The sequence below is a fragment of the Roseixanthobacter finlandensis genome, assembly GCF_043195105.2.
Taxonomy (GTDB): Bacteria; Pseudomonadota; Alphaproteobacteria; order Rhizobiales; family Xanthobacteraceae; genus NCEH01.
Genome location: NZ_CM195536.1, coordinates 901865 through 922585, shown reverse-complemented (window position 1 = coordinate 922585; position 20721 = coordinate 901865). Strand labels below are relative to the sequence as shown.

Sequence of the window (20721 nt, the reverse complement as noted above, 5' to 3'; positions counted from 1 at the left end):
AGGTCAGCGAACGAGCGCGGCCAGGGCGGCGGTGGTGAACCGGCCAAAGAAGCGGCCCGGCATACGCACATGGTCCGGCACCGCTGCAAATTCGATGGTCGTGCGCGCGAAGGGTCCTGCGGCACAGAACGCCGCCTTGGACAGGCGCATGCAGGACGGATCGGAACGGTTCATGCGGCTTTTTTAGCAGTTCCAGCGTGGCGGGACAATGGAGAGAGCCATGCACTGAACGCTGCGCTGCAAAACGAGTGCCTTCCCTGATACCGCAAAGATCTGCATCGGCCTCAGAGCCCAAAAGCGAGCCATGATCCCAAGGTGATTGCTGCGTCGCAGCAGATATTGTTGGCTGGAACAGGATCGCGGGCGGGGCACCGGACGGAGAGGGATCATGCGGTTGGAAGGCTATGTCCTCAGCGCGCTCATGGTTGCCGCGAGCGCGGCCATATTCGGCGATCTGGGCCGGGCGGCCGCGCCCGATGAGGCCGAAGCACACGCGCAGACGCCGCAGGAGATGTCCACGGCCTCGCTTTCGCCGCCGGCGGGACTTGCCGCCGCCGACCCCTGCGCTCCGCGGGCGACGGCGCTCCGCTTCCTCGACCAGGGTGCCTATGCTTCCGACGCCACCTCGGGCTGTGCGCTGCGCTGACCCTGCCCCGGCGTCGCCCCAATGGCGGCGCGGATGGACCCGGAGGCGATGACCCAAAGGGCGAGCGCGGCGAGCGCCACGCCCGCAAGCGCCAGGAATGCAACGCCATAGCCGAACCGCGCGGCCAGAAAGCCGGCAAGCGCCGGGCTCAGCGCCGCGCCGAGCCCCTGGCAGGTGAGCACCACGCCGAGGCCGACATTGGCATGGCCCGTGCCGCGCAGGATCTGGGCCGCGAGGCCCGGCGTCGCGACCCCGAGCAGCCCTGCCCCCACCCCATCGAGAATCTGCACCGGGACGAGCGCATAGGGGCTTTGCCAGAGGCCGGCGATCAATCCCCGCACCGGCAGGGCGAGCAGGGCCAGCAGCAGCACCAGCCAATAGCCGCGCGTTCCCGCGAGACGTGAGGCCAGCAGCGCCATGGGGATCATGGTCAATTGCGCGATCACCACCGTGGCGGCGGTGTAAGCGCTCGGATCCGCGCCGCCCTTGGCCGCGATCGCCTGTCCGAGCAGCGGCAGCATGGCGGCATTGCCGAAATGAAATAGCAGCAGGGTTGCCGCGACCACCTGGAGGGGAAGGCAGGTGAGTAGGACCGAGATCGGCGCCGGCCCCGCCGCATCCGCCCCGGACTCGAGCCCCCGGGCCGATTGATAATCGACATCCTGCGGCCGGATGAAGGCGAGCGCGGCGAGCGACCCCACCGCCATCACGGCCATGATCACGAACACCGCCGTGACCCCGAACACATAGCCGAAACCTCCGGCCAGCGCCGCAGCAGCGAGATTGCCCCCATGGTTGAAGGCTTCGTTGCGGCCGAGCTGGCGGGCATAGCCGGCCTGCCCCACGAGGCCGAGCGTCAGGCTCGCGATCGCCGGGCCGATCGCCGCCGCCGCGATGCCGGTCGCGACCTGGGAACTGGCGGTCAACCAGAAGCTCGGCACCGCCAGCAAAGCGAGGGTCGCCACCATCACCGCGACCGCGCAGGCCGCGATCAGCGCCCGCTTGTGGCGCGTCGCATCGGCGAGGGCACCGAGCGGCGTGGTCGCCAGCATCCCGGCAAGGCCGCCCACAGTCATCACATAGCCGATGGTATCGGGCGCCCATCCCTGCCCGACCAGGAAAATGCCGAGGAACGGCCCGAGGCCGTCGCGCACATCGGCGAGGAAGAAATTGACCGCCGAAAGGGCGCGCGTCGAGCGACGCCGCGCCATCCCCACCTGATCGCTCATGATGCCCAGCCCGTCCATCCGTCCCCGGCCGCTGGTCTGGCGGTCGGATCGGCCGCCACGATCAAACCCGATCGCCGCACCAACGCCAGGCTTTGGGTTCGGTTCCACGCCAAAGCTTTAGGTCAAGCAGGAGAACGCGAGGCCCCTCATCGCCCCTCACAGCGCGCCCGCTCGTCGTGTCCGGTTTCTGACAGGATCAACGCTCAGCGCAGGTGGCGGCCCATTCGCCGACCCCCACGTCCGCCTCCAGGACGGGATCGTTCAGCGTCCATCGGGGAATGGTCCGCATCCGGTCGAGCCCGGCGAATACGCCCGCAAAGCCGCCCTCCGGCGAAATCTCCCGGAGCGCTGCGTCCAGTTCCTGCCCGAACCCCTTAAAGCCTTCAGCATCCACTTCGCTCAGGTGAATCTGGTTCCAGGTGGCTCCAAGTGCAGGATCCTGGAAGAGAACGGCCACGGTCTCCATGGTTCTGAATGTGCCGAGCTTTCCCATGGCGACGAGCTTTGAGGCCGCCGGCCCGATGTAGCGTCGCATGATCTCTCGATAATCGCGAAGACAGGCGACATCGACATCGAGATATTCAATGGAGGGCTTGCGATGTGGGCGATGAGAGGACCCCGCCCAGCCCTGCGGAAAGATGAAAGAGGCCGGCGTCGTGACGAGGATTTCGGCGCGCAACACACGCACGCCGGACGGCTGCTGGAGATGGACAAGTTGGTCGATCACCTCGCCTGGAACCATGTCGCGAAAATAGATGAACTCGGCGTGGCTCCAAACGGGCGCATCCGATTGACCCTTGAAGATCGAATGATGGCGATAGAGCGCGCGGCCGAGGCAGGTCGGCTCAAGGGGTCTCCAGGCGCGGGCCGCCCGCTCCATGGCCTCCCTGGCGGCTGCCGAGGGCGCATCCAGCGTCCGCGCCAGCACCACCAGACGCTGGTCCTGTTCGATGGAGACGAGTTCCGCCATGTGATTGCTGCAGCCGGTACGAGAAAAAACAGGATCGGCGGGTGGTATCCCGCCGATCCTGGCCAAAGCGCCTGACACGCTTCCAGTCTGAAGCCTTACTCGGCGGCGAGCCGCACTTCCGGCTGGGCGGCGCGCACGGCCGCGTCCACATGGCTTTCGAACTTGGCGAAATTGTCCTGGAACATCGCCACCAGCTTGCGCGCCGTGGCGTCGAACTCGGCCTTGTCCGCCCAGGTCTTGGAGGGATAGAGGACATGCGGCTCGATGCCCGGCACCGAGGTCGGCACGGCAAAGCCGAAATAAGGATCGGTGCGGAAGGAGACATCCTTCAGCGAGCCGTCCAGCGCCGCCGACAGCAAAGTGCGCGTGACCTTGATGGGCATGCGCCGCCCGACGCCGAACTTGCCGCCGGTCCAGCCGGTATTCACCAGCCAGCAATCCACACCGTGCCCGGCGATCAGATCGCGCAGCAGATTGCCGTAGACGGAGGGATGGCGCGGCATGAAGGGCGCGCCGAAGCAGGTGGAGAAGGTCGCCTCCGGATCCTTCACGCCCTTTTCCGTGCCGGCGACCTTCGCGGTATAGCCGGAGAGGAAGTGATACATGGCCTGCGCCGGCGTCAGCTTGGCGATGGGGGGCATCACGCCGAACGCGTCGGCGGTCAGCATGATGATGTTCTTGGGCTGGCCCGCCCGCCCGGTGGGGCTGGCATTGGGGATGAAATCCAGCGGATAGGCGGAGCGGGTATTCTCGGTCAGCCGCCCATCGTCATAATCCGGCACGCGGGTGATGGGGTCGAGGATCACATTCTCCAGCACCGTGCCGAAGCGGTCGGACGCGGCGAAAATCTCCGGCTCGGCCTCCTTGGACAGGCGGATGGTCTTGGCGTAGCAGCCGCCCTCGAAATTGAACACGCCGTCCGCGCCCCAGCCGTGCTCGTCGTCCCCCAGCAGCGTGCGGGCGGGATCGGCGGAAAGCGTGGTCTTGCCGGTGCCGGAGAGGCCGAAGAACACCGCCACGTCCCCGTCTGGCCCCACATTGGCCGAGCAATGCATGGGCATGACACCCTTGGCGGGCAGCAGGTAATTCAGGAAGGTGAAGACCGATTTCTTCATCTCGCCGGCGTACGAGGAATTACCGATCAGCACGATCTTGCGGGCGAAATCCACCGCGATCACCGTATCGCTGCGCACGCCATGGCGCGCCGGATCGGCCTTGAAGCTCGGCAAATCGATGATGGTCATCTCGGGCACGAAGTCGGCCAGCTCCGCGTGCTCGGGCCGACGCAGCATGGTGCGGATGAACAGCGAGTGCCAGGCGAACTCGGTATAGACGCGGGTCCGGATCCGGTAAGCCGGGTCCGCGCCGCCGTAAAGATCCTGCGCGAACAGGGTCTTGCCCTCGGCCGCAGCGAGGAAGTCCTGATACAGCGTCTCGAATTGCCCGGGGGTGATGGCGCCGTTATTGTCCCACCACACCTCGCCCTCGGTCGCTGCGTCGCGCACCACGAACTTGTCCTTGGGGCTGCGGCCGGTATGGACCCCGGTCTCGGCCATCAGCGCCCCGCCGGCGGCCAGCCGCCCTTCCAGGCGTTCCAGCGCGTGCTCGTAAAGCGCCGGCGCGTTCAGGTTCCAGTGCACGCCCGTGAGATGGCGCAGGCCGAAGCTCTCAGCGCCGCACGCGCTATTGCGAAATCCAGTTTCGAGCACCGAAAGTCTCCCTCTTCCGCAGCATGATGCTGGGGGCCTTGTCGCCGCGGGCGTTGTTACCGCGGGAGGGCGCAGACTAAATCGGTGTTTCGCGCGTGTGAACTCACTTCCTTTGCGATCGAAACGATTAAATCGAATTTATGCTGCGCTACGAGCACGCTCCACAAGCGCAACAAAAACTTGCCGCACCGCAGCAACACTTGTGACGCGCTCCGGAAATTCCAGCCGCACCACTGCGCCACCGCGCTGGAGGTCGCATCCCATGGGATCGAGCGCGGCCATGCTCCACCCCTCGCCTGGCGCCCCGAGAAGCTTTTGCACATACAGGGCAATGGCGTCCGCATGGTCGGCAATCATATGAGCGATGATCCCGGCCTGCGCCGCCCGCACCGGCTCGGCACCCGTCCAATCCGTGGTCACGGCGGGTCCCGGCACGGTCAGGATGCGGCCAAAGCCTTGCACCAGATGGGCTTCCGCGACCTCCACCCGATAAAAGGCAAAATCGCCGAAATCCGCATAGCCGGCCGCCGTCGCGTGACGGGCCAGGAAGCGGGCGCGCGCATCGGCATCCTCGTTCAGGGAGATGCGGCCGAGCAGGCTGGCGCGCCCAGCATTGAGGGGGTCGGCACCGGCGGGCGCGGTCACCAGCAGCGAGACCCGAGCGTCGCGCAGGAAATTGCGGGTATGGCGCGCCAGGCGCGACAGCAGCAGAACCGGCTGGCCTTCTTCATCGAGCGCCAGCGCGACCAGCGACGCATAGGGCGCCCCGCCCTCTTCAAGCGTGGCCAGCGCGGCAAAGCCGGCCTCGTGCATCAGGATGCGGACGGCGCGCGCGCCGGTGTCCATCTCGCTGGTCCTGTCGCTGGTCATGGGGCTGTTTCCTCCATGCAGGGCATGTTCCGCCCCCGCCGGTCGCGGTCAAGTCCGGAAAGCTCCCGACCCCAGAATGGGGCGCGGATGCGATCCATTTGGAATTTCCTAGTTTTCCCGCTATTTTGGTGGGAGATTCTGACATGGTGTCACATTTCGGCCACGGGAAACGGGTTCACCCCAAGACGGTCGCACAACGGCCCACAGGACCTTGAAAGAGGTGTCATGCCCACCATTGCCCTCGTCGACGACGATCGTAACATTCTCACCTCGGTCTCCATCGCTCTGGAAGCTGAGGGGTATCGGATCGAGACCTATACCGACGGGGCATCCGCGCTCGACGGCTTCAAGACCTCGCCGCCCGATCTCGCCATCCTCGATATCAAGATGCCCCGCATGGACGGCATGGAACTGCTGCGCCGCCTGCGGCAGAAGACCGACATGCCGGTGATCTTCCTCACCTCCAAGGATGAGGAGATCGACGAATTGTTCGGCCTGAAGATGGGTGCGGACGATTTCATCAAGAAGCCGTTCTCCCAGCGCCTCCTGGTGGAGCGCGTGAAGGCGGTGCTGCGCCGCGTCGGCGCCAAGGACGGCACCGCCCCGCGCGAGACCGACAGCGCCAAGGTGCTGGAACGCGGCCTGCTGCGCATGGACCCGGAGCGGCACACCTGCACCTGGAAGGGCGAGCCGGTCACCCTCACGGTCACCGAATTCCTGATCCTCCAGGCGCTCGCCCAGCGCCCCGGCGTGGTCAAGAGCCGCAACGCCCTGATGGACGCGGCCTATGACGATCAGGTCTATGTGGACGACCGCACCATCGACAGCCACATCAAGCGCCTGCGCAAGAAGTTCAAATCCGCCGACGACAATTTCGAGATGATCGAAACCCTGTATGGCGTCGGCTATCGGTTCAAGGAAAGCTGAGGTCGGGCGCCGCCCGGCGCCCCGCGCCATGAGCATATTCCAGAAGTGGACCGCCTCCGCCAAGGCCGCGCCCCCCTCTCCCGCTGCCGATGAGGCGGAAGAGGAAATGCGCGTCTATGAGGCCCGGGGCCGCAAGCGCAGCGACGATACCGGCGTTGGCGACCTCTCCGCCGACGGCGCCCCGCCGAAGCCGCGCAGCCTGCTCGCCAAGCTGCGCCGGTTGCCGAGTTTCGTCGCGTTCAAGAGCTTCTCCAGCCTCACGCGGCGCATCGTCCTGCTCAATCTGGCGGGCCTGTGCGCGCTCGTCTCCGGCATTCTCTACCTCTCCGAATTCCGCGCCGGACTGATCGATGCCCGCGTGCAGAGCCTGCTGGTGCAGGGCGAGATCATCGCCGGTGCCATCGCGGCGTCCGCGCAGGTCGAGACCAATGCCATCACGATCGACCCCGAGCGGCTTCTGGAACTTCAGGCCGGCGAGAGCTACGGCCCCTCCGAGGAGGGGTTCGCGCCGCTGGAATTCCCCATCAATCCCGAGCGGGTGGCCCCGGTGCTGCGCCGTCTCGTCGGCCCGACCCGCACCCGCGCGCGCATCTACGACCGTGAAGGGGTGATGCTGCTCGACACGCGCTCGCTCTATTCCAAGGGCGAGATCCTGCGCTTCGACCTGCCGCCGCCCACCCAGCCGCGACCCGGCCTGCTGGAGCGCACCTGGCGCGGCCTGCAAAGCTGGGTCGGGCGCGGCGACCTGCCGCTCTACAAGGAGTTGGGGCCGCAGAGCGGCAAGGATTATCCCGAGGTCGCCTCCGCCGCGCTGGGCCAGAAATCCAGCGAGGTGCGGGTGGACGAGCGGGGCCGCGTGGTGGTGTCGGTGGCGGTGCCGATCCAGCGCTTCCGGGCCATCCTCGGCGAATTGCTGCTCTCCACCCAAGGCGGCGAAATCGACGAGGCGGTGGAGGCGGAACGCTTCGTCATCGTGCGCGTGTTCCTGGTGGCCGCCGCCGTCATGGTGCTGCTCTCGGTGCTGCTCGCCGGCACCATCGCCGACCCCGTGCGCAAGCTCGCCGACGCCGCCGAGCGGGTGCGCCGCCGTATCAAGTCGCGCGTGGAAATTCCCGACTTCACCTCGCGCTCGGACGAAATCGGCCATCTCTCCGGCGCGCTGCGCGACATGACCAGCGCGCTCTACAATCGCATCGAGGCGATCGAGAGCTTCGCCGCCGACGTGGCGCACGAATTGAAGAATCCCCTCACCTCCCTGCGCTCGGCGGTTGAAACGCTGCCGCTGGCGCGCAACGAGAATTCCCGCAATCGCCTGCTGGAGGTGATCCAGCACGACGTCAAACGCCTCGATCGCCTGATCTCCGACATTTCCGATGCCAGCCGGCTGGACGCCGAGCTTCAGCGCCAGGAAGCGGTGACGGTGGATCTGAAGCAATTGCTGGAGATGGTGGTGGGCATGGCGCAGGAGGTGCGTAAGGACGATGGCGTGAAGGTGGCGCTGAAATTCGAGCGCGCGCCCGGCGCGGCCGCCGATTTCACGCTGGTCGGCCACGCCTCGCGCCTCGGCCAGGTGGTGGACAATCTCGTTTCCAACGCCCGCTCGTTTTCACCGCCTGGCGGCACGGTGACGGTGACCTGCCGCCGCCTCAAGGATGGCGCGGAAATCGTCGTCGACGACCGGGGGCCCGGCATCCGGCCTGACGCCCTCGCCCGCATCTTCGAGCGCTTCTATACCGACCGGCCGGACCACGGGTTCGGCCAGAATTCCGGCCTCGGCCTTTCCATCTCGCGCCAGATCGTCGAGGCGCACGGCGGCAAGATCTGGGCGGAGAACCGCATCGCCCTGTCCAAGGACGGCGCGGAGGAGACCATCACCGGCGCCCGTTTCGTCGTGCGCCTGCCCAACGGCTAGCCCGTGGCGCCCCCCGCCAGCATCCACCCGAGCATCCATGCCAGCTGCGTGCGGGTGGGCACATGGGGGGTGCTGATCCGGGGCCCGTCGGGCAGCGGAAAATCGATGCTCGCGCTGCGCCTGATCCTGGACCCGCCGCGCGCGCTGCCGGAGGCCGAACTGGTGGCCGACGACCGGGTGATGCTCACCTGCGATGCGTCCGGCGTGATCGCCGCGCCGCCGCCGGAGCTCGCGGGCCTGATCGAGGTGCGCAAACTCGGCATCCGCCGCCTGCCCCACATTGATGCAGCGCGGCTGCACCTGGTGGTGGATCTTGGTTTTTCAGCCATGCCGCGCCTACCGACTGACGCGGATTTAACTGCCACTCTTCTGGGCTTCCCCCTGCCCCGTATTGCATTTTCGCAAGAAACCGACGGCGCCTTGATGGTTGCCGCGGCATTCAAGACGCTTTCTTACTGATTCGTCCGGTGCTTTTGTGCGATGCACCCCTTGCGTAATTTTTGAGCCGCTCTGAATATGACCGCCCCGCAGCGCGGGAGGCCTCCATCGCTTTGATGGTGGAGGCGGAGGCAACATGATCGGTCTCGTACTCGTCACGCATGGCCGCTTGGCCACGGAATTCTGCTCCGCCCTGGAGCATGTCATGGGCCCACAGGCCCAGATTGCAGCCGTCACCATTGGTCCGGACGATGACATGGAGCGACGGCGGCATGACATCATCGACGCTGTGGATCGGGTCCAGTCGGGCCAGGGCGTGGTGATCCTCACCGACATGTTCGGCGGCACCCCCTCCAATCTCGCCATTTCGGTCATGAACGCGCCGGACGTGGAAGTGGTGGCGGGCATCAATCTGCCCATGCTGGTCAAGCTCGCCAAGGTGCGCGGCGAGATGCCCCTTTCCGAGGCGGTGGACGTGGCCCAGGAAGCCGGGCGCAAATATATCAACATCGCGAGCCGCGTCCTTGCCGGGAAATGACCCCTCTTCAGACCAACAGATAAGCGAGGCCTGCGGCGCGCCGGCGCCGGCCGGCGCCTTGGTGCGGGTGCTGCCCATCATCAACAAGCGCGGCCTGCACGCACGCGCCTCGGCCAAGTTCGTGCAGACCGTGGAGCGGTTCAACGCCACCGTCACGGTGTGCCGCAACGGCGAGGCGGTGGGCGGTAATTCCATCATGGGCCTCATGATGCTCGCCGCCGCGCCCGGAACCACCGTAACGGTAACGGCATATGGGGAAGAGGCGGTCACCGTGCTCAAGGCACTCGAGGACCTGGTGGCCGACCGCTTCGGCGAGGGCGAATAACGCGGCAAAACCGTCGCTTGCCCTTCCAATCGCCTTCCGAAGGGCACATTTGCGTGAACAGAGATAACATTCGTCGGCGCACCGCATAGGGGCGCCGCGCCGTTCGTCAGTCGAGTATGCTCACGCACAGCACCGCGCCGCAGGAGACCGAACCGCGTACACCCACAAGACGGGTGCGCTTCGGCTTGTCCGGCAAGCTTCTGCTGCTGACCCTGGTGTTCGTGACCGCCGCCGAGCTGGCGATCTTCGTTCCCACCATGGCCAATTTCCGCATCTCCTGGCTGTCCGACCGGGTGGCTGCGGCGCGCACCGCCGCCCTGGTGCTGGACGCCGCGCCGGAGGAAACCATTCCTCCGGATCTCACGCGCCAGTTACTCGCCAATGTTGGCGCCCAGCTGGTGGTGGTGAAGGCGCAGGATACCCGTCGCCTGCTCGCCATGTCCGACATGCCGCCGACCATCGACCAGCATCTCGACATGCGCGAAATCACGCCCTGGCACGCGGTGTGGGACGCCTTCGGCACGCTCCTCGCCACCCGCGAGCGCACCTTGCGCGTGGTAGCGGAAGCGCCGCGCGGGGAGGAGTTCCTGGAAATCGTGCTCTCCGAAGCGCCGCTCCAGCGCGCCATGTGGCGCTTCGCGACCACGGTGCTGACCATTTCGCTCCTGGTGTCCGGGCTTGCCGGCGCCCTGGTGTATATCAGCCTGCATCTGCTGTTCGTGCGCCCCATGCGGCGGCTGACCGAGCGCATGAGCGCCTATCGCGAGGCCCCCGAAGATGCCTCGCGCATCATCACGCCCAGTGGCCGGGGCGATGAGATCGGCATCGCCGAGGACGCGCTTGCGGAATTGCAACGCGAACTCTCCCACACCCTCACGCAGAAGAGCCGGCTGGCGGCGCTGGGCCTCGCGGTCTCCAAGATCAATCACGACCTGCGCAATCTGCTCGCCTCCGCGCAGCTGATCTCCGACCGCCTGCTCTCCCTGCCCGATCCAGCGGTGCAGCGCTTCGCGCCCAAGCTGGTGGCCGCGCTCGACCGCGCCATCGCCTATTGCGAGCAGACCCTGTCCTACGGCCGCGCCCAGGAGCCTTTGCCCGACCGGCGCGACGTGGACCTTGGCGCGCTGTTCGACGAGGTGCGCGACATGCTCGGGCTCCATCCCGGCGCGGAGGGGGATGTGGACTGGGTGGTCACGCTCGATCGCCCGCTGACCGCTGATGCCGACCCGGACCAGCTGTTCCGGGTGATTCTCAACCTCTCGCGCAATTCGCTCCAGGCCCTGGAAGGCCGCAAGCCGCGGCCGGCCGGGCGGGACCAGATCCGCGTCGCGGCGCGGCGGCACGACCATATGGTCGAGATCGAGATTTCCGACACCGGACCGGGCATCCCGCCGGCCCGGCGCGACCGGCTGTTCTCGGCCTTCCAGGCCTCCGCACGGGCCGGCGGGACCGGGCTTGGCCTTCCCATCGCCGAGGAATTGGTGCGGGCCCATGGCGGCGAGATCCGCCTTCTGGACCGGCCGGGCGGGGCGACCTTCCTGATCACTATTCCCGACCGGACGCAGGAGGCGCGGCCACGCGGCCAGCGACTGCGGGCCGGCTGAGGTTTCACGTGAAACCCACGCGCGCCACAGAGGAACCAGGGTTCACTGGCGCGCTTCCGCACCTTTTCGGCCGATGACACCGCGATTTCCGGCGAAGGTTCGCCTTCCCTTCCCATCACCCGCAGACGGCCCGCGAAGCCTCCCCTGCCTGGCAGACTGACCCGGACCCGGCGCACCCGCCACGGCCACCGATCCGACGCCGGAGCGCGGGGGAATATCCACAGGGTCGGAAATGGCGCACCGCACTTTGCCCTTGCCAGGGCAAAATAAAAGCTGTAGCTCACACTTCCTCGCAAGCGGGTCGCCGCTTCGAGCCTCCGGGGTCTCGGCCCCGGGCGATCTTCGGATCGACAATGGGAAAACAATGCGCCCGTAGCTCAGCTGGATAGAGCACCAGACTACGAATCTGGGGGTCAGGAGTTCGAATCTCTTCGGGCGCGCCATTGTTTAAGCGACTTTTATGACGACGTGTTACCGCCGGTGTTACCGCCCTTTGTTCCGGGCGTGTTCCGCCCCGCCACACGCAATTTAGCGACACGGCTGGTTTGCTCGATGGCTCCGCGATTGTAGAGCATCGTCGTGGACATCTGGGTGTGGGTGGCGACCTTCATCACGTCGGCCGCCTCGCTTCCCGCCTCGAACGCTTCCGACACGGCCCCTGCCTTGGTGTCGCGGTTCCACAGGTCGTCCGGCCAACCCGCCGCCCGCGCGATCGAGCGAAATACCCGCGCGAACTCGCGCCGGCGATACGGCTTCCCGGTGTGCTCGTTGATAATGACCGGGCCGATCCGCTCCTCTCGTTTCACGTCCTCAAATTCGGCGAGCACGTCGGGGTGGAGCTTCAGATCGTGCACCGCCACCTCATCGAAATTGGATTTCGAAGTCGGCTTTCGGAGCACCCAATCCTTGTCGATGTGGTCGCCCCACAGCACGCCGTTGGCCCACCTGGACCCGGCGTCCATGATGCCAACCTTCGACCCGTCATCCGCCACCAGCCACTCGCCGATGACATCCTTCTGGCGCAGGGCAAGTTCGAACTGCAGCACGATGGCTCGGGCCATGGACGGGCGTTTGAAGTCCCCTCCCCTCGCCGCAGTTCGGAAAGCGATGATCTGCCCATATGTGGGCCGCACCTGCCGCCGGCGTGGTGACGAGAACTCCATCTCCGCGAGCACCTGCGCAAGCTCCAGGCATGCCCGGTCCTTCATCTCGCAACCGTACGACACCACGCGCCGAAGCGTCTGAATGCCACCATAGCCGCGGCGTGGGTTGGCCATCGTCTTGGCCTTTTCGTCCCACCGGCCCCAGTTCTTATGCCACCGGCGGATATCGCGCCCGGTCACGTCGCGCACCAGCACCTCGCCCACTGTCGCGCGGACGAACTTGATGTTGTCATCGTAAAAGCGCTGGGTTGACGGCCGGGTGTCGCGATAGGGGCTGTCCAGATCCGTCTGAAATGCATCGCACAACCACGCGATGGTGCCGGCGGCGCCGAAGCGGCGATCGGGCAAGAAGCCCGCTGCCCATTCCAGCATTTCTTGTTGGAGCTTCCGGCACCGGGCTGCGATCTGATCTCGCGCTGCCGGATCATCCCAGTCGCCGTGAAGCCGCACCGTCTTGGGCTCATAGCCAGCTTTGGCATGGGTCTCGTTGGCGACCCAGTACACGTCCGTGCGCCCGGATTTGCGCTTCATGCGCTTAAGCCCGGGCGCGCTGTCGTCTCCCGTCATTTTCCCACCTTTCTGCCCCGCTTTGAGCTGCGGGCAGGGTACTGTCGCGCACGCCGTTGCGGCGGTCGAGCCATTCGATAACGGCGGGCCAGTAGCGGCCGCCCGTCTGCGGATCGATTTTCGGGAGGCCCGACCGCTCCCAAATGGAGGCGATGGCCGCCCAGTCCTGCGCGCGCGTCGGTCCTAGGATCGCCCTGGCGATGGTCGCTTCATCGGGATAGAGGGGCAAGTCAGGTCCTCGGCTCGCACTCGTGCGCGCCATCGTCACCTCCCCTTGCTCAAGTGGTTCGCCGCGGCGCGGATGGCGTCTTCGACGGAATCGCAAAGCTCGATCATGGGCACCGTGATCATGAGATTTTCGGTCAGCCCGAACTCTTCCACCTGGTGGCCGGCCTTGTCCCACAGCATCCCTTCGGCGATCACATGCTCGATGCGCTGTTGCATCTCACCGGGGCAGCTCGTCCAGCCAATGACGGGAACGCCCTTTGCGATCGCATAGCCGATCTCAAAAGCAGTCCCCGGATCCATGTGGGGGCCGCGGAAGGGGGAGATGTTGGCCACCATCATGCTGCACCGGTCGATGGCTCCGATACACCCGTGAAAGATCGAGAGCGCGTCCTGTGCAGGCTCATCGAGCGGGTAGATGCCAGTAAGGCCGTGAGCAGCACAGAGCTTCTTGAGGCGGTGGCCTTCGAAGATCGCATCCGGACGGAACACCTCGGGACCGGCGAGATAGATTCTCGGCTGCGCCATATCTTATCCTTCCCCATGCTTGCGAGCCTGAGCCTCATAGGAGAGGTCGGGAATGTCGAGGGCAGCCAGGGCGGCGCGGACGCCGATCAACACGCGGCCGAACCCAATAGCCTGCTCGATTGGCGAGTCCGATCCGGCTCTCAGCTTCTCAGCGCTATCGAGGAAGCCCAAGGCTTCCTGTGTTTTCGCGAAGTGCTCGCGCACCACCTGCACCGCATCGATGCCCGCGGCTGGCCGAGCCGCGATGGAGGGGGCCGCGATCCTCGTCGCGAGCCCGTTGGCTTCGCTTGAGGCGTTGAATTTCGCGACCACATGCGCGGCGAGGTCGATTCCGCCGGCAATTGCCACCAGATCGGCGCAGATCACCACATCGGCAAGTTCCTCGCCGAGGTGCTCGATGGTATCGCGCGAGCCGCGCCAGCCGTGCCGCTCGCGTTCCAATTTCTTGATGACGTTGCACGCCTCGCCGGTTTCACCCGCAAGCTCGTTGCCGCGGAACGAAAGGTCCGGCACCTGATCCGGGCACCATTCGGCTTGGCGCGCAGCGTTCGCAAGCCTCAACTCGCGCAGACCGAGGTCGATTCCGATTTCAGCCATTGGCGTCGCGCTCCTCATGCCGAATAACCTGCAGGTCGATGTCGCACCCGACGACCTGGCGCAGCGCCGCGCCGGCGGCCACGACATCGATGTGAAAGGCGCTGGGCGCCGCATCCGAAATGCCGATGGTCGCCTTGAGAGTGGGGGTGCTGAAGAGCGATCGCGGCAAGGTGGCGGTGCACGCCATGGCCCGTTCGTCTCTCGACACGGACGGCTCGCCGCGCGAAAAGCGCATACTGCCGTCGGCATCGAACACCAGCCAGAAACTGTAGCTGATCTCGCGCGCACCCACGAAGGAATGCCGCGGGCTCATGATTTCCCCCTCGCGGCGCTCATGCGCGCGACCTGGGTGCGCAGTTCCGCGACCTGGGCGGCCTGCTCGAAGGTGGTGATGAGGATCTCAGCACCTGGCCCGAGCCCTTGCAGCCGCGCGACGTCCGCCAGTTGCTGGCCGCGCGAGCGAATGGCGGTGGCGATATCAGCGCCGAAGTGCTTGATTTCGTCGTCTGTCATCGATGGTCCTCCCGCCCGAGCTCAATCGCTTCCGCGCGGGCCCGCTTGATGATGTTGGTCATGTGCCTGACGATGGCGTCGGGCGGCTCCTTCGACATGCGCAGGGCGGTGGACACGCCATAGAGCTGCTGGCAGATCTGCAGCGGGTTGATGCCGGCGTCGGTCCAGAATTTCAGCTCGCCCATGTCGTGCTGATCGCGGTGCGCGGAATGGGACAGCGGGACCGTCCACATATCGGAGGGGCGCGCGGACGTGCCGGCGTTGTCCTTCCCCCACGCGCTCATTGAAAGTCGCACATGCGCCGCCTCGACGTCGCCGACAGCGCCGGTGATGAGGCAAGGCAGTTGGCGGATGAAGGCGAGATGCAGCGCATCGAGCTTGCGTCCGCGCTCGCGCGGTGGCTTGCGTGTCCGGGTCGCCGCGGTAGTCCGTTGCTGGCGTGGAGGCCAGCCGCCGATGGGGACGACGCGCGCCATCTATGCGGCCTCCTGCGGGAAGTCCTCGGAGCACAGGCGTTCGCGCGGAAGAAGCGCAGCTTCGGCGCCGGAGCGGGTCAGGAAGAACCAATCGAACGGCGATCCGCTTTCACGCTCCGCTGCGCCCACAGCAACCATCTGCATCCAAGCAGCATGATTATGACCGCTGGGCCCGACGACGAAGCGGTTCCGATACGACCTCTTGCTCTTGTTCGGTAGGCCGAGCGCATGCCGCGCCAGCTCCACCTGAACGGGGGAAAGCGTGATTGGGGAGGCCGAGCCGGGGGGAAGCCCGGCCTCCCCTTCGCCGGAGTTTGCTAAGGGGGATCGCAGCCCCGGCGAATTCGCGATGGTCATGCGGCGCTCCTCTGGCGCTGGCGTCCCGAAAGGACGAAAGAGCGAGCGGCCACGCCGCGGTTGCAGATGGCGATTTCACGGCGCGCCTCAGCGATCAGCCGGAGCGTCTCGGTCTTAAGCCGCGCTTCCTCGGCCAGCAGCCGAGCCAGATCCTGGTCAGACATCGGGGCCTCCATCGGGGAACAGGCCGCGCACGACGGCGAAGATTGCGACCACCAGCACCACGACGCCGGCGATGAAGATGACGGTGGCGGCGGGCATCGTCAGCCCCCGGCCCTGGCGATGGCGGCGAGCGCTATCTTGCGTATGCGAGCTGGGCTGTTGTTACTCGCCGAGGTGCCTACCAGTTTCCGCAGAGCGGCCAGCAGATCCGGCGCGGCGGCTATCTGGGCGGACACTTCCGCGACCCGCTGCATGCCAGTGAGGAAGCCGGCCATCTCGTGCTGGTGCCGGACCTTCCGGTTGGCGATGCCGACCCGCTTGGCTTCGGCCCGCTGGATCGGGATCATCCCGGCCGGGGACTCGGTGAGTTCGTCTTGGAAGGCTTCGGTCATCACGCCACCTCCGCCACGACAACGCAGCCCTGAAGCCATGCGTCGAAGCTGTGTTGCTGGAAGGAGCGCGCCTCACGGGAAGGAATGCCGTGGAGCTTATCGAATTCGCTCCATCGAGCGCTGAGCCACGACATGAAGTCGGCCAGAACTCGAGGTCCCGAGACATCGCTCAAGCGCGTCGCGCCGCGATCGAGCATGAAGGCGTAGAAGCGGGGCTGAACCTCCTGCCCGTCCGCATCTCGATAATTGGTGGTCTGGTTGGTGGCCATCTGCGATCCCCATCGCTTGGTTTCTGAGGATCATCATAATGGGCATTTGCCCGTCGTCAACACATAAATGGGCAAATGCCCTTCTATCTAAGAAAGCCACCGCGCGACGCCGACTCGACTCTTGATTGCCGCTGCGCAAATCTCTCGCAGACCGCGCAATGGAGAACGGCAATGGGCTGGGGGTTTCGCAAACGCATCAAGATCGCGCCGGGGGTGCATCTGAACCTCTCGAAGCGCGGCATTTCCGGCTCGGTCGGTGGATCACCGCTGAGCGTCAAGGTGGGCCGGGGCACCAGGGTGACCGGATCAGTTCCTGGCACGGGGCTGAGCTATTCGAAGTCACTCTCTGAAAAGAGAGGGCGGCGCCCCCAAACTGTCCAGCAAGAGCCCACGATAAGCCTGAAGGAGAGGATCTTCAGTTCGCTTCTTGGTGTTGCAATCGTCGTCGCCCTGATCTGGTGGTTCCGCTGAGGCTGTAGCTCCCGCGACTCCAGCGGTACCCCATTGACTCTCTCTTAAATGAGAACAAAATAGGAACATGAAAGGTATGGGGATGACCATGGAATGGATGGAGCAGGGGCACGCAAGGCGCGGAATAGCCTGCAACTTCAAGCTTTTCATGCGGTGCGAGGGATGCCGCGCGGAGAGCGTGCAGATACTGAATGTCCCCGACGCCGATGGGGCGCCGCGCGATGTGGACGATCTGCTGTGCAGCTCCCTGCTGCAGCGACAGATGTTCGTCTGCCGCGTGTGTCAGGGAAACATCGCTGCCCTCACGGGCGTGACGATGATGCAACCGGAAGCTTGCATGTGACGCGCTCACCAAGACAGGGAGTTTGACGATGGCGAAGAAGACATTTTACGTGGTGCAGCCGTATGAAGCGGGCAAGCGGGGCGCGCTGAAACCAGGTGTGCCGGTGGAGGTCGCTTCGGAAGACCAGGCGCGGCGCAAGGCTGAGCGCATCGCCGGCGCCAAGCTCGGGGCCATCGCATTCTCGCGCGAGGTCGATCCAGACAGCGACGATGCTGAGGCGCCGGTGCTCATCGCCAGCTTCGGACGCGTGCCTGAAGACGCCTTGGAGCCGCTTTGATGGCTTACCGCTCGCCCTTGCGCCATGCCCAGGGCGGCACGAACTCATAGGCCCATAAGCCCGAGCCGCTGGAGCGGGCCTCAACCTCCTGAGGCTCGTATTCCCGGCTGTAGCGCACAAACGCGAGCGCCCATCCTGCGCGAACCATTTCGGCCGCGACATCCTGCCCGGCCACTTCGCAGTGCGCCAAGACGCGGTGGTAGCGATCTTCACCGTCCTGGCTGCAGGTGACGACGTGCGCAGCGAGCTGATCTGATAGCCAGAACGCAGCGCGCTGCCCGCATCTCACGTCTTCGCCGTTTTCCTTGCTCTTGCAGGTTTGGCGGCTCTCTGGCGCATCAATACCCGAAATCCGTATGCGCGTCCCGTGGATCTCGATCGTGTCGCCATCGATCACGGACGCCCGGCCGGAAATTGGGTCAGCACGCGCTGGTGTGGCAGCGGCCAATACAACCAGCAGCCCGAGGGGGAACCTCATAGAGGCTCGGCCTTGCCATCCAGTGCGCGCTTGGTCGATTTCGAAGAGGAGGCGCCATTCGCGGAGCCCCCGTCCATACCCCCAGCACCGTATCCCGAACACGACTTTTTGGAAGCGCTGGTTGATCCGTCATTGCAGACGAACTTAGAGCCGCTGCAATGGGACACTCCGCCCTTTTTCCCGGAGCATGGCTGATTTGCAGCGGACGCCGAGACTACTTGAACCAGGCAGAGGCAGATCGTCAGAATAGCAATCTTCAGAAAATGAGACATCGAATCCCCCCACACAACTCAGCTTAAGGTTGCGCAACGGAATGCCGCAAGTCCAGAAACAAACTTTCGAGATTGCTTAATCGGCCGCGCGAAGCAAGCGCCTCTGCACTTTTAGGGCTTCGAGCTGCATAATTGCGCTGGCTGGAAGATGACCTATCACCGGCCCGCTACCATCTTCCCGGGTGGTAAAAAATTCCGAAGCCCACGGGATCCGAACGGTCTTGCTGAGCACGAAGCATGTAGCTTGGGGTAACCCAGCAGCATCCATCTCCGCAGTGTTGCAGATATGTAAATCCAGCGGACGCTCATTCTCCCGCCGTTGCGACGTCCCGTAAGTCACTTCAATGAAAGCCCGCGTATGGAGCTTGTTGAGGAGCACAGTTCTAATCAAACCTGGGCGTGGTTTCGGGCCCGGAATTCCGGGCCCAAGCTCCTGAAGTGGAAATAGGCACCAAACCACATCCAGTGGCTTCGGCAGGGTGTGAAGACCGTAATAGCTAAAGCTCACCAAGCGGGCCCGGCTACGATCTCGAGATTCTCCCCGTCCAAATCGCCATCCTCTTCGGTCACGATTTGTCGCAGGGCGCCAAGCACCTCATCCGAGACCTCGTCGTAATAATCCGCAGGCAGCGGAGACGGGTAAGAAGGGCCCGTTGCGAACGGGTCTGGCATCGGAATGCGCGACATATGATTGCTCCTATTCAATTTTTTATTCTTCGTTGGACGTAAACGCCTCGTCGCGAAAATGGTTCGATCCACGACTTTATCGTCATCCATATCCGCTAATTTTTGTGAGTCAATTAATTGGCTCACGTCATATGTTCCAAACGCACCATCGCCCGCGGGTGTGGCGAAATTGCAAACCAGTCGTTGCACCTTTCATGCCAAAACGGGTCAGCCATACTCCCGTTCAGATATTAACTGTCGGATCTTGCACAAGGCTTGCCAATCCGGATCGCGATGTGAACACCCCAATGTGAACGGGCGGGATCGCAGAGCGCTGCAGCACCTCAATGAACCGAACCTGTTTGAAGCCTTAAATGACTAAAACTCCAACCGCGCCAAATGAAAAGCTCTCACCATCTGAACTCGTTCGTCACCCGCCGAACGAGAGCTAGGATCGACACCTCCCGCCCATCGTCTGCCCAGAGGTCCCGTTTCACGACGATCGGCTTGTGCTTCGCGCTGGTAGACCGCGGGTGGAACTCGATCCGGTCGTCATAAAGCTCGATCTGCTTGACCGACCATTCGCGGATGTGTCCGCCATCACGCACCTGCTCGACCACCACCACCATACCGTCGCGCAGCGGCACGCGGTTGTCGAGATCCTCGAAATTGATGCCGATGACGCGATCGCCTGGGAAGATCGGCCGTGGCTTCAGGGCGTTCATGCTGTCGCCGGCGACATCCCAGGCTGTGATCCGCGCGTGGGGAAAGTCGGGATCGCTCTGCACAAGAATGAACTCAGGCTCATCCTGGTAGATGTCTTCCGCCTGCCTGAACGCTCCAGCCTCCACCGTGCCGACCACCGGAACTGATATGAGACGCCCAGCCGACGGCGACAGTTCCGGCGGCTCAAACGGTGGACGTTCCGAATCCGATGTGAGCCACTCCGGTGGATGACCCAGAGCCGCGGCGATTTTGTAGAGATTTTCGAGTTTTCCGCGCCCTCGCTTCAAAGCGTCGCGGACATACGTCTCTCCCAGACCTGCCGATACCGACAGCTCTTTCATTTCCCGACCTTGCCGCCGGATCTCCTGCTCTAGCTTTTCCCGCCAGTTAGTCATGAGTGGGAAATTGCCCACTAGATGCAGAAAAGTCGATGAGGCATTTGCCCATTGACATGAAGGGCAAATGCCCATTATCTAAAAGGATGAGCGAGAGCGAAAAATTGCTGCGAGAGATCGAAGCTTGCGTTCGATCTGCCGCGATGGCGGAAACCACCTTTGGCCGCAAAGCCGTCAACGATGGCAAGCTGGTCGCGCGGCTCCGCTCGGGTGGGTCCGTTACCCTCGACAAGGCGGTCCATATCAGGCGCTTCATGGCGTCCCTCCGAAACGACAAAGCTGCGGGAGCCGCGGCATGAGCGAGCTTTCTCCCGGCACCCTCGTTGTGTGCGTCGGATGCTTCGGTTTCTGGCGAGATGCCGCGGCGCGCCTCGGCTGCGCCGTCCCGTATCAAGACCTGGTCTATACGGTGCGCGACATCCTCGACCACGATAGCGCGCCGTTTGTTCGCCTCGAGGAGATCGTGAACCCCGTGGTGCCCGGCGCGAGAGGCGAATGCAGCTTCGATGCGGCCGCATTCCGCCCAATCCACCGCCCGGACATCAGCGCCCTTCGGGCGAAGCTCGCGACCGATGCCCCGCAGGTGCTGGCATGATCCGGCTGCGCGCTCTGCTCCTTCATGACCGGGCTGGCTACGCCTATGCGCTGGCTTATTTCGCCTGCGAGGCCGTGCAGC

General features: G+C 64.7%; 31 protein-coding genes and 1 tRNA gene. 13 read left to right on the top strand and 19 right to left on the bottom strand.

All coding sequences use genetic code 11. The features are described from left to right. Positions 1 to 3: 3 nt before the first annotated feature. Entirely contained in the window at positions 4 to 174 is a 171-nt protein-coding gene (locus tag V5G24_RS04430; protein ID WP_394079938.1) for a hypothetical protein, read from the bottom strand. A gap of 214 nt (positions 175 to 388) precedes the next feature. Here V5G24_RS04430 and V5G24_RS04425 point away from each other — a divergent pair, with 214 nt between their 5' ends. Further along, the gene (locus tag V5G24_RS04425) at positions 389 to 646 is read left to right on the top strand and encodes a hypothetical protein (protein WP_394079936.1); all 258 of its coding nucleotides are present in this window, start codon (positions 389 to 391) and stop codon (positions 644 to 646) included. On the opposite strand, the gene V5G24_RS04420 is transcribed toward V5G24_RS04425, so the two are convergent. The 4 genes from V5G24_RS04420 to V5G24_RS04405 all read right to left on the bottom strand — a co-directional run bounded on the left by V5G24_RS04420 (position 607) and on the right by V5G24_RS04405 (position 5424). Then, positions 607 to 1875: an MFS transporter gene (locus V5G24_RS04420; RefSeq protein WP_394079934.1), complete on the bottom strand. Its 1269-nt coding sequence runs from the start codon at positions 1873 to 1875 to the stop codon at positions 607 to 609. The genes V5G24_RS04425 and V5G24_RS04420 overlap by 40 nt on opposite strands. 196 nt (positions 1876 to 2071) lie before the next feature. Then, on the bottom strand, positions 2072 to 2911 hold the full coding sequence (locus V5G24_RS04415) for a hypothetical protein (protein WP_509292285.1): 840 nt from the start codon (positions 2909 to 2911) through the stop codon (positions 2072 to 2074). A 29-nt stretch (positions 2912 to 2940) separates the two neighbouring features. Beyond that, positions 2941 to 4554: a phosphoenolpyruvate carboxykinase gene (locus V5G24_RS04410; RefSeq protein WP_394079930.1), complete on the bottom strand. Its 1614-nt coding sequence runs from the start codon at positions 4552 to 4554 to the stop codon at positions 2941 to 2943. Positions 4555 to 4692: 138 nt separating this feature from the next. Then, positions 4693 to 5424: a HugZ family pyridoxamine 5'-phosphate oxidase gene (locus V5G24_RS04405; protein WP_394079928.1), complete on the bottom strand. Its 732-nt coding sequence runs from the start codon at positions 5422 to 5424 to the stop codon at positions 4693 to 4695. 225 nt (positions 5425 to 5649) lie between these two features. Here V5G24_RS04405 and V5G24_RS04400 point away from each other — a divergent pair, with 225 nt between their 5' ends. The 7 genes from V5G24_RS04400 to V5G24_RS04370 all read left to right on the top strand — a co-directional run bounded on the left by V5G24_RS04400 (position 5650) and on the right by V5G24_RS04370 (position 11611). Further along, a complete protein-coding gene (locus V5G24_RS04400; RefSeq protein ID WP_394066991.1) occupies positions 5650 to 6351 on the top strand; it encodes a response regulator transcription factor in 702 nt (233 codons plus the stop codon). 106 nt (positions 6352 to 6457) lie between these two features. Continuing rightward, a complete protein-coding gene (locus V5G24_RS04395) occupies positions 6458 to 8263 on the top strand; it encodes a sensor histidine kinase (protein WP_394080353.1) in 1806 nt (601 codons plus the stop codon). Between the two features lie 3 nt (positions 8264 to 8266). After that, positions 8267 to 8722 (top strand): HPr kinase/phosphorylase, encoded by a 456-nt coding sequence (locus V5G24_RS04390; protein WP_394079926.1) that lies wholly within the window; start codon positions 8267 to 8269, stop codon positions 8720 to 8722. Positions 8723 to 8837: 115 nt separating this feature from the next. Further along, positions 8838 to 9239: a PTS sugar transporter subunit IIA gene (locus V5G24_RS04385; protein ID WP_394046021.1), complete on the top strand. Its 402-nt coding sequence runs from the start codon at positions 8838 to 8840 to the stop codon at positions 9237 to 9239. Further along, complete coding sequence (locus V5G24_RS04380) at positions 9226 to 9564, top strand: HPr family phosphocarrier protein (RefSeq protein ID WP_394079924.1); 339 nt, start codon at positions 9226 to 9228, stop codon at positions 9562 to 9564. The genes V5G24_RS04385 and V5G24_RS04380 overlap by 14 nt, the downstream gene beginning before the upstream one ends. A 116-nt stretch (positions 9565 to 9680) precedes the next feature. After that, complete coding sequence (locus V5G24_RS04375; protein ID WP_394079922.1) at positions 9681 to 11168, top strand: sensor histidine kinase; 1488 nt, start codon at positions 9681 to 9683, stop codon at positions 11166 to 11168. A gap of 366 nt (positions 11169 to 11534) precedes the next feature. Further along, positions 11535 to 11611, top strand: a tRNA-Arg gene (locus V5G24_RS04370). A 15-nt stretch (positions 11612 to 11626) separates the two neighbouring features. Here V5G24_RS04370 and V5G24_RS04365 read toward each other — a convergent pair. From V5G24_RS04365 to V5G24_RS04320, 10 genes are all read right to left on the bottom strand, one after another. Next, positions 11627 to 12898, bottom strand: a complete 1272-nt coding sequence (locus V5G24_RS04365) for a site-specific integrase (protein ID WP_394079920.1) — start codon at positions 12896 to 12898, stop codon at positions 11627 to 11629. Positions 12899 to 13162: 264 nt separating this feature from the next. After that, positions 13163 to 13651, bottom strand: coding sequence for a nucleoside 2-deoxyribosyltransferase (locus V5G24_RS04360; RefSeq protein ID WP_394079918.1), 489 nt, complete (start codon positions 13649 to 13651; stop codon positions 13163 to 13165). A gap of 3 nt (positions 13652 to 13654) precedes the next feature. After that, a complete protein-coding gene (locus V5G24_RS04355) occupies positions 13655 to 14266 on the bottom strand; it encodes a MazG-like family protein (RefSeq protein WP_394079916.1) in 612 nt (203 codons plus the stop codon). Further along, positions 14241 to 14561 (bottom strand): hypothetical protein, encoded by a 321-nt coding sequence (locus V5G24_RS04350; protein WP_394079914.1) that lies wholly within the window; start codon positions 14559 to 14561, stop codon positions 14241 to 14243. Before V5G24_RS04350 ends, V5G24_RS04355 begins: the two co-directional genes overlap by 26 nt. After that, on the bottom strand, positions 14558 to 14761 hold the full coding sequence (locus V5G24_RS04345) for a helix-turn-helix domain-containing protein (protein WP_394079912.1): 204 nt from the start codon (positions 14759 to 14761) through the stop codon (positions 14558 to 14560). Before V5G24_RS04345 ends, V5G24_RS04350 begins: the two co-directional genes overlap by 4 nt. Then, positions 14758 to 15237, bottom strand: a complete 480-nt coding sequence (locus tag V5G24_RS04340) for a DUF968 domain-containing protein (RefSeq protein ID WP_394079910.1) — start codon at positions 15235 to 15237, stop codon at positions 14758 to 14760. The genes V5G24_RS04345 and V5G24_RS04340 overlap by 4 nt, the downstream gene beginning before the upstream one ends. Continuing rightward, positions 15238 to 15594 (bottom strand): hypothetical protein, encoded by a 357-nt coding sequence (locus V5G24_RS04335; RefSeq protein WP_394079908.1) that lies wholly within the window; start codon positions 15592 to 15594, stop codon positions 15238 to 15240. Next, positions 15591 to 15758: a hypothetical protein gene (locus V5G24_RS04330; RefSeq protein ID WP_394079906.1), complete on the bottom strand. Its 168-nt coding sequence runs from the start codon at positions 15756 to 15758 to the stop codon at positions 15591 to 15593. The genes V5G24_RS04335 and V5G24_RS04330 overlap by 4 nt, the downstream gene beginning before the upstream one ends. 99 nt (positions 15759 to 15857) lie before the next feature. Further along, positions 15858 to 16148 carry a hypothetical protein gene (locus V5G24_RS04325; protein ID WP_394079904.1) on the bottom strand — a complete coding sequence of 97 codons (291 nt, stop codon included), beginning with the start codon at positions 16146 to 16148 and terminating at the stop codon, positions 15858 to 15860. Then, the gene (locus V5G24_RS04320) at positions 16148 to 16417 is read right to left on the bottom strand and encodes a hypothetical protein (RefSeq protein WP_394079902.1); all 270 of its coding nucleotides are present in this window, start codon (positions 16415 to 16417) and stop codon (positions 16148 to 16150) included. Before V5G24_RS04320 ends, V5G24_RS04325 begins: the two co-directional genes overlap by 1 nt. A 171-nt stretch (positions 16418 to 16588) precedes the next feature. On the opposite strand from V5G24_RS04320, the gene V5G24_RS04315 reads away from it, so the two are divergent. From V5G24_RS04315 to V5G24_RS04305, 3 genes are all read left to right on the top strand, one after another. Then, positions 16589 to 16888, top strand: coding sequence for a DUF4236 domain-containing protein (locus V5G24_RS04315; protein WP_394079900.1), 300 nt, complete (start codon positions 16589 to 16591; stop codon positions 16886 to 16888). Positions 16889 to 16970: 82 nt separating this feature from the next. Next, positions 16971 to 17231, top strand: coding sequence for a hypothetical protein (locus tag V5G24_RS04310; RefSeq protein ID WP_394079898.1), 261 nt, complete (start codon positions 16971 to 16973; stop codon positions 17229 to 17231). A gap of 28 nt (positions 17232 to 17259) precedes the next feature. Continuing rightward, the gene (locus V5G24_RS04305; protein WP_394079896.1) at positions 17260 to 17508 is read left to right on the top strand and encodes a hypothetical protein; all 249 of its coding nucleotides are present in this window, start codon (positions 17260 to 17262) and stop codon (positions 17506 to 17508) included. Positions 17509 to 17512: 4 nt separating this feature from the next. On the opposite strand, the gene V5G24_RS04300 is transcribed toward V5G24_RS04305, so the two are convergent. The 4 genes from V5G24_RS04300 to V5G24_RS04285 form a co-directional block, all read right to left on the bottom strand. Beyond that, positions 17513 to 17905 carry a thermonuclease family protein gene (locus tag V5G24_RS04300; protein WP_394079894.1) on the bottom strand — a complete coding sequence of 131 codons (393 nt, stop codon included), beginning with the start codon at positions 17903 to 17905 and terminating at the stop codon, positions 17513 to 17515. 77 nt (positions 17906 to 17982) lie between these two features. Then, positions 17983 to 18258, bottom strand: a complete 276-nt coding sequence (locus tag V5G24_RS04295) for a YdcA family protein (RefSeq protein ID WP_509292284.1) — start codon at positions 18256 to 18258, stop codon at positions 17983 to 17985. A 504-nt stretch (positions 18259 to 18762) separates the two neighbouring features. Beyond that, entirely contained in the window at positions 18763 to 19071 is a 309-nt protein-coding gene (locus V5G24_RS04290) for a hypothetical protein (protein ID WP_394079892.1), read from the bottom strand. 263 nt (positions 19072 to 19334) lie between these two features. Further along, positions 19335 to 20045, bottom strand: a complete 711-nt coding sequence (locus tag V5G24_RS04285; protein WP_394079890.1) for a hypothetical protein — start codon at positions 20043 to 20045, stop codon at positions 19335 to 19337. 35 nt (positions 20046 to 20080) lie between these two features. On the opposite strand from V5G24_RS04285, the gene V5G24_RS04280 reads away from it, so the two are divergent. Next, positions 20081 to 20344, top strand: a complete 264-nt coding sequence (locus V5G24_RS04280; RefSeq protein WP_394079888.1) for a hypothetical protein — start codon at positions 20081 to 20083, stop codon at positions 20342 to 20344. After that, positions 20341 to 20640, top strand: coding sequence for a hypothetical protein (locus V5G24_RS04275; RefSeq protein WP_394079886.1), 300 nt, complete (start codon positions 20341 to 20343; stop codon positions 20638 to 20640). The genes V5G24_RS04280 and V5G24_RS04275 overlap by 4 nt, the downstream gene beginning before the upstream one ends. Positions 20641 to 20721 lie beyond the last annotated feature (81 nt).